The 12474-nt window shown below is 26.8% G+C and carries 12 protein-coding genes and 1 pseudogene; 2 read left to right on the top strand and 11 right to left on the bottom strand.

Annotation, left to right across the window (positions count from 1 at the left end; all coding sequences use genetic code 11):
* Positions 1–58 precede the first annotated feature (58 nt).
* From LEQ07_RS07375 to lon, 10 genes are all read right to left on the bottom strand, one after another.
* Positions 59–733, bottom strand: coding sequence for a hypothetical protein (locus tag LEQ07_RS07375; protein WP_263330101.1), 675 nt, complete (start codon positions 731–733; stop codon positions 59–61).
* 168 nt (positions 734–901) lie between these two features.
* Positions 902–1150, bottom strand: coding sequence for a hypothetical protein (locus tag LEQ07_RS07380; RefSeq protein ID WP_263330102.1), 249 nt, complete (start codon positions 1148–1150; stop codon positions 902–904).
* Positions 1151–1229: 79 nt separating this feature from the next.
* Positions 1230–1529, bottom strand: a complete 300-nt coding sequence (locus LEQ07_RS07385) for a hypothetical protein (RefSeq protein ID WP_263330103.1) — start codon at positions 1527–1529, stop codon at positions 1230–1232.
* Positions 1530–1740: 211 nt separating this feature from the next.
* Positions 1741–2493, bottom strand: a complete 753-nt coding sequence (locus LEQ07_RS07390) for a hypothetical protein (RefSeq protein WP_263330104.1) — start codon at positions 2491–2493, stop codon at positions 1741–1743.
* A 245-nt stretch (positions 2494–2738) separates the two neighbouring features.
* Positions 2739–2879: a type IV pilin protein gene (locus LEQ07_RS07395; protein WP_263330105.1), complete on the bottom strand. Its 141-nt coding sequence runs from the start codon at positions 2877–2879 to the stop codon at positions 2739–2741.
* A gap of 23 nt (positions 2880–2902) precedes the next feature.
* A complete protein-coding gene (locus tag LEQ07_RS07400) occupies positions 2903–4087 on the bottom strand; it encodes a type II secretion system F family protein (RefSeq protein WP_263330106.1) in 1185 nt (394 codons plus the stop codon).
* Positions 4074–5306, bottom strand: a complete 1233-nt coding sequence (locus tag LEQ07_RS07405) for a GspE/PulE family protein (protein ID WP_263330107.1) — start codon at positions 5304–5306, stop codon at positions 4074–4076. The genes LEQ07_RS07400 and LEQ07_RS07405 overlap by 14 nt, the downstream gene beginning before the upstream one ends.
* A gap of 429 nt (positions 5307–5735) precedes the next feature.
* Entirely contained in the window at positions 5736–6812 is a 1077-nt protein-coding gene (locus LEQ07_RS07410) for an ATP-binding protein (protein ID WP_263330108.1), read from the bottom strand.
* 216 nt (positions 6813–7028) lie between these two features.
* Positions 7029–7640, bottom strand: a complete 612-nt coding sequence (yihA, locus tag LEQ07_RS07415) for a ribosome biogenesis GTP-binding protein YihA/YsxC (protein ID WP_046822205.1) — start codon at positions 7638–7640, stop codon at positions 7029–7031.
* Complete coding sequence (lon, locus tag LEQ07_RS07420; protein ID WP_263330109.1) at positions 7630–9987, bottom strand: endopeptidase La; 2358 nt, start codon at positions 9985–9987, stop codon at positions 7630–7632. The genes yihA and lon overlap by 11 nt, the downstream gene beginning before the upstream one ends.
* A gap of 166 nt (positions 9988–10153) precedes the next feature.
* Between lon and LEQ07_RS07425 the strand changes: the two genes are divergently transcribed.
* The gene (locus tag LEQ07_RS07425; protein WP_046822207.1) at positions 10154–10669 is read left to right on the top strand and encodes a chromate transporter; all 516 of its coding nucleotides are present in this window, start codon (positions 10154–10156) and stop codon (positions 10667–10669) included.
* A complete protein-coding gene (locus LEQ07_RS07430; RefSeq protein WP_046822208.1) occupies positions 10654–11181 on the top strand; it encodes a chromate transporter in 528 nt (175 codons plus the stop codon). The genes LEQ07_RS07425 and LEQ07_RS07430 overlap by 16 nt, the downstream gene beginning before the upstream one ends.
* 30 nt (positions 11182–11211) lie before the next feature.
* Here LEQ07_RS07430 and clpX read toward each other — a convergent pair.
* A pseudogene (gene clpX / locus LEQ07_RS07435) lies at positions 11212–12461 on the bottom strand (ATP-dependent Clp protease ATP-binding subunit ClpX).
* Between the last annotated feature and the right edge of the window lie 13 nt (positions 12462–12474).

The following is a 12474-nucleotide window of genomic DNA, read 5'->3' on the forward strand; positions in this document are numbered from 1 at the left end:
CATTTCTAAATTTAAATACAATTTATAATTATATCATCTTTCCCTCAATGATTCTACACTATAAAGGTATTTTATTGATTTTAGGCGATTTTTTATTGATTTTCTGTATAATTCCATCTAAAATTGCCTCATTATATTTGTTTTTCGCATCATCTATCATAATTTCATTTACTGAGTTAATTATCTTTTCTACATTTTCTTTTAAATTTAACTCCCTTATTCTTTCCTCCATACTATTTATGTAAAATTTTTTTATATTTTCAACTAATTTATTTTCATCATTAATATATATATCTTTTAACTTTATATCGTGCTGAAATTTTTTTATTTCAAGGTATTCATCATCTTCAGATTTTGATAAGAGTTCAGCAAAATCTGCTTCATTAATACCCTTATTTATATTTTTAAATTCTTTTATCAACATGTAATTGTTGTATCCCAACAAATGCCCTTTTAAATATGAATACAATATAACTTTTTTCCTATCGGTCTTTATTAAATCATAAACATCTTTAGATATTTTCTCTATGTTATCTATGTCTTTACACTTTTCATTAATTATTTGACTAAATTCATCCATTATATTTAATGTCCAAATATATATGCTTATCTTTTCTATATCTACACCATAAAACTTTTTACATATGTAAGTATACTTTGTGTTTCCATTTTTAAGAAAATCATATTCGATATCATTTATATAATCGTTTAAAAAAAGTATATTATTATCCATTGGAGTCCTCCTTAAGAATTCGTAGAATATTCTTATATATTAAGTTATTCTACATAAAACATAGGAAAACCTTTCATATCACTTTTACTTTAAATTTGCAATCTATAATATTTTCATCTATTTTTGTTATATTTATACTATCTATGGTTATTTTTTTCTTTGAATTATTTATATTTCAATACTCTGATATATTAATTTCCTATCTCCATTTATTTCTCCTTCAAGCTCTATTTCATTATCACTATTTAAATCTGTCTTGATATATTTTATAGTTGCAATGTCTTTAAATTGTTTTTGAATACTTATAACTATATCTTCTCTATATACATCTTTTAACCTTTGTTCTTTTTCATCTTGTAGCTTTTTTATAACTTTAATTTGATTATCTAACAACTTTTCTTTTTTATCCAGCTTCAAATATATAAAACTAAAATTTAAAACTAAAATAATACTAAAAAAATATTTATGTTTATTTTATTTTTCTTTGTCTTCATTTTTAACTCCTAAAAAAACTACTTATTTCAAATTCATATATATTTTCATTGTTATTTATAAAATCTATATTAGCTTCCTTTGTGTTTTCTATTTCATCAACTATATCTAAGTAATTTTTTATTTTTTCAAAATCATTGGTTTCGCCTTTAAATCTTAATTTTTTATTTTTCATTTCTACACTTTTTAATTCGCTAGCATCCATTAAATTCAGTATACTAGATAGTTTTGATGTGGTTTGTTTTATATTTGAAGTTTCTTTATTTTGTTCAATACAATTTAAAACAGATTTTCTTTCTGTCACGTTTTTCTTCTAACTTTTGAATTTTATAAAATTTATTTAAATTAATACAATTGTAATACTATAATGCTAATTAGTATTAATTTTCTTTATCTATTTCCTTATTATAAAATTTCTCATCTTCGTAAAAAAGTTTAATATTTTTTCATTTTTCATAACTATATCAATCCTATATTATTAATAAAATTATTTAATTCATCTTGTTTTGCATCTTTTAAAAAAGTTTATTTAGCTTAAATTTTGTATTTAAATTTTTTATAAGTTCACAGTTTTGAAAACCGTAGTAATATATTTTCCCATAATTATTTTCAATTTCATTATTCAAAAACTCATATACATTCATATTATTTAATGTGTATGAGTTTATAATAAGTTTATTTTTTATTAAATTTACATTGGTGTATTGTCTTCCTATATCTAAAATTAAATTATTTTCTCCTTCTATTTCAATATCTTCGTTATATATAAGTTTATTTAATATATCAAAATTAACACTTAAGCTTATAGGTTTAAATTTCAATGATTTAGCTAGTTCTCTATAATTTTTCATAAGGGATATTGGCATAAGTATAGCCTGTACATCTAGGTAATCTTCTTCTTTTTTTAATATATTGTACTTTAATATATAATCTTTAATATTTATAGGTAGATATTCACTTAACTCATATGCTATAAGCCCCTTTATATCGCCCTTGTATCCAGTGTTTATTACTTTAACATTCCTATTTATTATACTTTCATTTTGAACTGCAAAAGATATTCTTCTACATGGTATTTTGAAATTATTTAATTCATTTTTTATTATTTTACTTAACTTGTTAATATCTAAAATCAATCCATTTTGGTCTATTTGGTTAAACTCAAAAGTTTTCATATTTATAAATTTAACATAGCCAAAATACTTTTCTATAACAAGCATTTTAATTGTATTTTCTTTTACCTCTAAAGTTAATGTTTTTATTTTCATCACCTCTATACTTTATTCTTGTTCGTTTTTAGGATAAAAAGTTTGTCCATCTACTTTCACTTTTATATCTCCATTTTCTTTACATACTTCAAAGTTTTTATCTTTTTGACTTTGAACTTTAGGCTTGCCTTCTAAATAATTATTTTCAACTAAATAATCTATACTAATTTCATCTTCAGATACATCACTATTTATTGCTAATTTTGCAGCTGTAGCTATATTGTTAGCAGTAACGTAATCTGCATTTATCTTGCTATTTTTTCAACATCACCAAACTTGACTAATGCAATGCTTGATAGTACTCCAAGTATTGCAACTACAATTACAAGTTCTATTAATGTGAACCCTCTTCTTTTTTTCATAATTATCTTCTTATCTATTTTCATTTTACTTCTCCTTTTATTTATTTTTATTCAAATGAAGTTACTGCATCAAATACAGGCGTCATTATAAAAACTAGTAAAGTTCCTATAACTAATCCTAAAACTAAAACAATAATAGGCTCTATTAGTTTAATTATTTTACTAGTCAAATTATCTAAATTATTTTCATAATTTGTATTTATATTTCGTAAGCAATGTTCCATTTTACCTGTTTCTTCACCTACTTCTATCATAGATATCACTATTTTAGGAAATACTTGTGACTTATCTAATGAGAATGCTATGCTGTTACCTTTTTGAATTAAGCTTTTTGATATATTTAATTTCTGTGCCATATATTTGTTACTTATTACATCACAAGATATATCTAGGGCCTTTGTAATTTGCACTCCACTACTTATCAATATGTATATACACCTTATAAATTTATTCACTTCTATAGTTTGAATAATATTTCTAGTTAATTTAAATTCAAATAATTTCTTATCAAAATACATCCTAACTTTATATTCTTTTTTAAACATGTAAATTAGAAGCCCTATAATAGCACCTACTATTAAAAAAATTATTTTATAATGATTTCTTAAGTTCATAGAAAAATTTATTAAAATCTTAGTAGTTAGAGGCAAGTTACTTTCACTTCCAATAAATGATTGTTGAAATTTGGGGACAGTATATATTAATGTAAATAAAATTACACATATACATGTAAGAATTAATGCTATAGGATATACCATAGCCAAGATTAGTTTTCTTTTGAATTCATATTCTTTTTTATAATAATCAGATAAATTCATTAAGATTTCATCTAATTTACCACTTACTTCACCTGCTTTAACCATATTTATGAAAAACTTGGAAAACTTAGCTGAATTTTTAAATGATAATGATATAGGATTTCCTTTTTGAAGATTATAATTTATACTTTTTAGAATTGGTTTTAATTTTTTACTGCAATTTAATTGAATTGTATTTAGAGAGTGCGTAATTTCACATCCAGATGAAATCAACATCCCTAATTGATTACATAAAACAGATAGGTCTTTGTCTCTTAAATTTTTGTTATTTTTATTTTTTATCAATTTTATATTTGCTATTTTTAAATTTTTTTCTATTGCATATACTTTTAATTCTTTTTCTGAATCAAAACTTAATTTTTTCCTTGATCTGTTTCCATTCTTATCATATACTATACACTCATATAGAGACATTTGCTTCACCTCTATTTAATATAGCTCTAGCACTTATAATTTCTTCTATTGTTGTTATGTTTTCATTAATTAAATATGAGCAACTATCTAAAAATGTAATCATATTATTTAATCTAGCAGTATTATAAATATCTTCTATGTTCTCTTGACTCATTATAGCATTTCTAATATCTTTATCCACTTCTACTATTTCATACAGTGCTACTCTTCCTTTATATCCAGTATTATTGCAATCCCTACAGCCCTTAGCCTTTTTAACTTTTAGATCCTTATGTACTTTTAGATATTTAGATATATTTGTTTCTATAGTTTCTTCATAACTACAATTTTTACATACACGCCTGATTAATTTTTGAGATATTATCCCGTTTAATGTTGATGCAATTAAATACCTCGGTATACCCATATCAAGCAATCTATTTATTGACTCAATAGCATTATTAGTATGCATGGTACTTATTACCAAGTGGCCTGTAGAAGCAGCTCTAATGGCTATTTGAGCAGTTTCTTTATCTCTTATCTCTCCTACCATTATTACATCTGGATCTTGTCTTAATATCGACCTTAATCCTTTTGAAAAAGTTAATCCTATTTTTGTATTTACCTGAGTCTGATTTATACCTTCTATCTTGTATTCAACTGGATCTTCTATTGTTACTATATTTTTATCCATAAATTTAAAATCATTTAATATTGAATATAAAGTTGTTGTTTTGCCACTTCCAGTAGGCCCTGTTATAAGCAATATACCACTCATCTTATTAACTATATTTCTAATCTTATTTACAGCAATATTTGAAAATCCAATTTCTGATTTATTCTTTAGAAATTTATTTCTATTTAATATTCGAATCACCACTTTTTCCCCATGAACAGTAGGTATAGTAGATAATCTAAGGTCTAATATATTTCCATTAATTTTTTTATCTATTCTTCCATCTTGAGGCAATCTCTTTTCAGCTATATCTAATCCTGCAAGTAATTTTATAACTGTAACTAATTGCATATGCATATCTTTGGAGTAGTTATAAATCTCTTTTAAGTTCCCATCTACTCTCATTCTAATTTTTAGATTATCCTCAAATGGTTCTATATGTATGTCACTTGAGTTAAAATTTAATGCTTTACATAACATCTCATTTAATACACTTTGGTAGTAGTCATCATTATTTATATCACAATCTGAATAATATATTTTTATAGCTTCTTTTATTTTCAATTCATCTTCTAATTTAAAGACTATATTTCTTCTAGTTGCTAATCTAAAATCTTGTAATGCATAAATATTTTCTTTGTTTATAGCTACTACTAAATCATTTTCTCTTATTTCAATTGGTATCGCATTATACTTTATAGCTAAATTTTTTCTTATTGTAGATGGAGCTTTTTTATCTAATACTAAAATTTATCTCATTCTCCTTTCACTTGTTTATATTATTTTAAAGTTAGTATATAGACTATTGCATATTTCAATAGTCTATATACTAACTTTACCTACAATTATTAACATATAGTATTTATTCATACATTTAAATACTTCTATTTATATGAATAAAATTATATAAATAATTAACTTAAGTAACTAATTCTTCGAATTACTTTATATAACGTTGAATAAAAAAGAGCCTAATAAGGCTCTCTTTTTATTTTATTTATATTCTAAAATTCTATCTATTATTATGTCTTTTAATTTATTTACTTCTGAGAAATTCATATTAGGAACATAGTACTCTTCTAATAAGTCATGTTGTTGTTTTGCTTTTTTAATATTTAACAATCCATATTCAACCAAGTCATTTAAAGCTTTGTTACTATAACTTAGCTCATCTTCATACTTGTCATGTTTTTTAGTATCCATATAACTATTTAAATCGAAAGTTTCTAAGTTTTTATCTTTAAATAATTTGCTAGTTGTTATAGCTAAGTCTAAATCTTTAATTAAAATAGTTTCTATTTTTTCTGGTAATAGTGGAGCATGGAATATTTCTACCTCTAAACCATTTTCTGTAGCTTTATTTGCAACTTTATTTAGTAAAGTTGATTTCCCCGTACCTAAATCTCCTTCTAGGTAGTAAATTTTATTTACATCTTTCAGAATCGTATCTGTATATTCTACATGACCTAAAGGAGATAATGCACTTCCAAATAAATGTATTTGTTCTTTATACTCACCATTAGGAATTACATTTTCAAATATTGATTGAAGTAAATTTGAAGTTAACAAGTTTACTTTTCCAAAGTCCATACAATCTACATTTTTAGATTGTATTTCATAAGCTATAGGAGCCGCTGCCTCAAAATATTTAAATCCAACTTGGAAGAATCTACTTACCTCTTTATTGCACTCAATCGAGTCTTTTTTATTCAATTCAATAGCTTTTCTATCCCAATATCTTCCTAAATCTAAAATTTCATCTATAGCTCCTGGATTTTTAGGATCTACAATATGAGGAGCTGTTGCATCTAGCATAACAACACCTAATTTTTTTATAACTATAACATCTAATGAATCTGGATCAGAAGAACATGGGTATAAGTCTACATCGTATCCTTTAGAAATCATATCTTGTGCAACTTTTTTCATTAATGATGATTTCCCTACTCCAGGTCCTCCCTTCATACAAAAGATTCTGTTTACATCTTTGGGAATTGCATAATCAAAAAATGATTTAAATCCTTTTGATGTATTTCCACCTGGAAACATTTTTCTTACTTTACCATCCATTGTAAACTTCCCTCCAAATAAAAATTTATTGCCTTTATTAAATTATTAAACTTCTATATTATTTGTGTTTGTCCAAAAATTTATTAACATAAAAATACATTCCATTTAAATGTCTGTATGTAGCAGTCATCATGCTTAGCCAGAACTTAGTAAAATACTAAATATTAAATTTTAATAAAATAAGCAACTAAACTCAATGAGTTTAGTTGCTTTAAATTAATCAACTCTTATTTCATAGCCTTTTTGTGTATATTGCTTTATAACCTCTTCCCATAAATCTTCAACACCAGTTTTCTTAAGTGCAGATATAGGGAAGATTTTATCTTCTTTTGATAGCTCTAATTTTTTTCTAATTATATTAAAATGTTTTTGATATTGTCCTCTAGATATTTTATCTGCTTTAGTTGCAACTATTACACAATCATATCCAAAGTGTTTTATCCAATCATACATCATCTTATCTTCATTTGAAGGTTCATGTCTTATATCTACAAGTAGGCAAATAGCACATAGCTCTTCTCTTTCTTGTAAATATCTTTCCATTATAACTCCCCATTTTTCTTTTTCAGATTTAGATAGCTTTGCATATCCGTATCCTGGTAAGTCTACAAAGTAAAACTCTTCATTTATTAGGTAGAAATTTATAGTTCTAGTCTTTCCTGGTGTTTGACTTGTTCTTGCAAAATTTCTTCTATTTAATAAAGTATTTACTGTTGATGATTTTCCAACATTAGATCTTCCAACTAATGCAATTTCTGGTATACCTTCTGCTGGATATTGACTTTTGTTAACTGCGCTCATTGTAATTTCAGCACTTCTAATTTTCATTTTTTTCACCGTTCCTTAATAATGCATGTTCTAATACTTCGTCCATATGGCTTACTAAAACAAATTCCATTTCATCTTTTACCTTTTGAGGTATTTCATCTAAGTCTGCTTCACATTCTTGCGGTAATAAAACTTTAGTTATACCTGCTCTATGTGCTGCAAGAAGTTTTTCTTTAACTCCTCCAACAGCTAGGACTCTACCTCTTAAAGTTATCTCTCCTGTCATAGCAACATTATTTCTAACTGGTATGTTAGTTAATGCTGATATAACGCCTAGAGCCATAGTTATACCTGCAGACGGTCCATCCTTAGGTACCGCTCCTTCTGGTAAATGTATGTGTATATCATTTTCTTTATAGAAGTTTGGATTTATATCAAATCTGTCTGCTATAGATCTTATATAAGATATACCAGTTTGAGCAGATTCCTTCATTACATCTCCTAGTTTTCCTGTTAAAACTATTTGACCTTTTCCTTTTAACACATTTACTTCTGTTGTTAGAGTTTCTCCTCCAACAGCTGTCCATGCTAGTCCTGTAACAACTCCAACCTCTGGCTCTTTACCTGCAACTTGATGTCTTACTTTTTGTTTTCCTAAGTAGTCTTCTAAATTATCTTTGTTTACTACTATCTCTTCTATAGATTCATCTTCTACATATTTTCTAGCAGCTTTTCTACATATCGTTCCAAGAGTTCTCTCTAAACCTCTAACTCCTGCTTCTCTTGTATAGCTACTTATTATTTCAAGCATAGTTTCATCATCTATTTTTATAAACTCTTCTTTTAAAGCATGTTCTTTTATTTGTTTTGGTAATAAATATTTTTTAGCTATATTTAATTTTTCTTCTTCAATATAACCTGATATTTCTATTATTTCCATTCTATCAAGTAATGGTCTTGGTATAGTACTTAATGTATTTGCAGTTGTAACAAATAGTATTTTAGATAAATCAAAAGGAACTTCTAAGTAGTGATCCACAAAATCTTTGTTTTGCTCTGGATCTAAAACCTCTAGCATAGCTGCTGCTGGATCTCCTTTAAAGTCTGATGACATCTTGTCTATTTCATCTAATAAGAATACAGGATTTTTAGTTTTTGCTTCTTTTAATCCATTAACTATTCTTCCTGGAAGAGCTCCTACATAAGTTCTTCTATGTCCTCTTATTTCGGCTTCATCCCTAACTCCACCTAAAGAAATCCTAACAAATTTTCTATCTAGTGAATTCGCTATAGATTTAGCTATAGATGTTTTCCCAACACCTGGAGGTCCAACTAAACATAGTATAGGCCCTTTTAGACTCTTTGATAATTGTCTAATTGCTAAATATTCTATTATTCTTTCTTTTACTTTATCTAAACCATAGTGTTCTTCATTTAATATTTCTTCAGCTCTTTTTATATCTAACTTATCTTTAGTTTCTTTATTCCAAGGTAATGAGAATATAGTATCTAAGTAAGTTCTACTTACAGCTAAATCAGGAGCCATAGGAGAAATTTTAGAGAACTTATCTATTTCTTTTGATATCTTTTCTTTAGTTTCTTTAGAAGCTTTCATCTTATGAAGTTTTTTTCTATATTCATCTGTTTCAGAATCTATATCTTCATCTTCTCCTAATTCTTTTTGTATAGCTTTTAACTGTTCTCTAAGATAATATTCTTTTTGAACTTTGTTCATACTTTTCTTTACTTTTAAAGCTATTTTCTTCTCTATTTTTAATAACTCAATTTCTTCTAATAATGTTCTTAGAATTAATTCTAGTCTAGCTTGAATATCAAATTCATCTAATATTTCTTGTTTTTGATCTGGCTTTAAGAACATATTTGCAGCTATCGTATCTACGAATCTATTCTCATTATCCATTTCAGCTAGATTTATAAGAATTTCTGGTGATACTCTATTACTTATATTTATATACTCCTCAAAAGCATCAAATACATTTCTAACAGTTGCTTGTACCTCTTTGTCTTCATTTATGCTTTCAACGTCATAAACAGCCTCTTCTACAGCAACTTTTATATATGGCTCGTCTTGCACAAATTCTTTTATAATTCCTCTAGATATACCTTCAACTAGTACTCTAACCCCTTCTCCTGGTAATTTTACCAGTTGCTTTATTTTACATATAGTCCCAGTATGATAATAGTCATCTTCTGTAGGCATATCTATCGATGAGTCTTTTTGAGCTGTTAAGAATATCATTTCATCATCAGCCATTGCCTCATCTAATGCCTTTAAAGAAATTTCTCTCCCTACATCAAAGCTTAGTATCATATATGGGAATATAGCCAATCCTCTTAGGGGGATTAACGGTAATTCACGTTCTATTATAGTATAATTTTTATCCATGCTAACATCACTCCTTCCAAATGCTAGATTGCGTCACTTTATTTATTATATATTTACATAATTGAATTTTCAACAACATTAGCTATTTCTTAATCATTTCGATCCATTTATTACTATTATGTTATAATAATATTACTTATATACCAATTTTAATGCGGAGGATTTTATGTTTAAACTTTTCTTAACATTTTTAAAAATAGGTGCATTTACCTTTGGTGGTGGTTATGCTATGGTTCCTTTGATAGAAGATGAGCTTGTCACAAAGCAAAATCTATTAACTCAACAAGAGTTTATTGACTATCTATCTATCGCCCAAAGCTATCCAGGTGTACTAGGCGCAAACATCTCTATTTTATTGGGTTATAGTCTTTATAAAATTCCAGGTGTATTAGTTTGTACATTAGGTTCAATACTTCCATCATTTTGTATAGTATCAGTATTATCATATTTTTATTTCAACAACCAAAGCTCAGATATTTTAAATGGGTTCTTTTCTGGAGTAAATCCAGTCGTTATAGCTTTAATACTTTACTCATTTGTAAATATGTTTAATAAATTACCCAAATCTAAGAAAAATATATCATTTTTAATTATATCATTCTTTTGTGTAGGTGTATTTAATATAAGCCCAATATATTTAATAATATTAGGAGGTGTTTACGCTCTATGTCAAAAGTCTTAATGTTATTCCTAATATTCTTTAAAATAGGTAGTTTTAGTTTTGGTGGAGGCTATGCTATGCTTCCATTTATTCAACAAGAATTTATAGATAAATACCACTTTATTACAAACAAAGAATTTTTAGATTTATTGGCATTATCCCAATCTACTCCAGGTCCTATCGCTATAAATAGTGCTACCTTTATAGGATTTAAAGTAGGTGGTTTTTGGGGATCTTTAGCTTCAAGTATTGGTGTTGTATTATTTTCAGTAATAGGCCTTACAATAATTGCAAGCCTATTTGATAAATTTAAAGATAATGAAAAAGTTGAAAAAATTCTTTCTGTTTTACGTCCAATAACCTTAGGTTTTATATTATCGGCAGTATTCTCGTCTGCTACAGGAATAACTTGGGGTCTTTATGATATTATAGCTTTTATATCAGCATTTTACTTATTATACACAAAAAAAGTTGGCTCAATAGCCATCGTGTTTATATATGGATGCATAGGTATTTTACTATCTTTTTTTTAAAATAAAAAGGAGCTTAATTAGCTCCTTTTTTTATGCACTTTCTTCTTCATCTTTCAAAACAATAACTGGATTAGAATCTTGTTTAACAGACTCTTCTGTCAGTATTATTTTCTTTATATCATCTCTAGATGGTATTTCATACATTATATCCATCATTATATTTTCAACAATACTTCTTAGACCTCTTGCACCCGTATTTCTTTCAATAGCTTTTTTAGCTATTGCTCTAAGTGCAGCATCTTCAAATTCAAGATCAACTCCATCTAATTCAAATAGTTTTTGGAATTGTTTTACTAAAGAGTTCTTAGGCTCTTTTAGTATACTTACTAGTGCATCTTCATCTAATAATTCTAAAGTTGCAACTACAGGAATTCTACCTATAAATTCTGGTATTATACCAAATTTAAGTAAGTCTTCTGTTTGAACTTGTGCATAAATTTTTCCAAGGTCCATATCTTTTTTACTTTCTATCTTAGCTCCAAATCCTAGTGTTTTTTCGCCGCCTCTTTTTTGAATTATTCTTTCTATTCCATCAAAGGCTCCTCCTAATATAAATAGTATATTAGTAGTATCTAGCTTTAAGAACTCTTGGTGTGGATGCTTTCTTCCACCTTGTGGTGGAACATTAGCTACAGTTCCTTCTAAGATTTTTAGTAGGGCCTGTTGAACACCTTCTCCACTAACATCTCTAGTTATAGATGGATTTTCTGATTTTCTAGCTATCTTATCTATCTCATCTATATATATTATACCTCTTTCAGCTTTCTCTATATCAAAGTCTGCTGCTTGTATAAGCTTTAATAATATATTTTCAACATCTTCTCCAACATATCCAGCTTCAGTTAGTGATGTTGCATCTGCCATTGCAAATGGAACATTTAAAGTTTTAGCTAGTGTTTGAGCAAGAAGCGTTTTTCCTGATCCAGTAGGCCCTAATAAAAGTATGTTACTTTTTTGTATCTCAACATCTTTATTAGTTCCTTTGTTTTTCCATAGATTCTTTTATAATGATTGTAAACAGCTACCGATAAAGCTTTTTTAGCTTTTTCTTGTCCTATTACATAATCATTAAGAGTGTTCATCATTTCTTTTGGTTTCGGTAAATTTACAGTTTCCTCTTCTGTTGTTTCCTCAACTTCTTCTTGAATTATTTCATCACATAATTCAACACATTCATCGCATATATAAACATTTGGACCTGCAATAAGTCTTCTCACTTGTTCTTGGTTTTTACCGCAGAATGAACATTTTAATTGTCTCTTATCTTCATATTTTGACATATTAACACCTCTC

The sequence above is a fragment of the Paraclostridium sp. AKS73 genome (assembly GCF_025671395.1).
In the GTDB taxonomy this organism is placed as follows: domain Bacteria; phylum Bacillota; class Clostridia; order Peptostreptococcales; family Peptostreptococcaceae; genus Paraclostridium; species Paraclostridium benzoelyticum.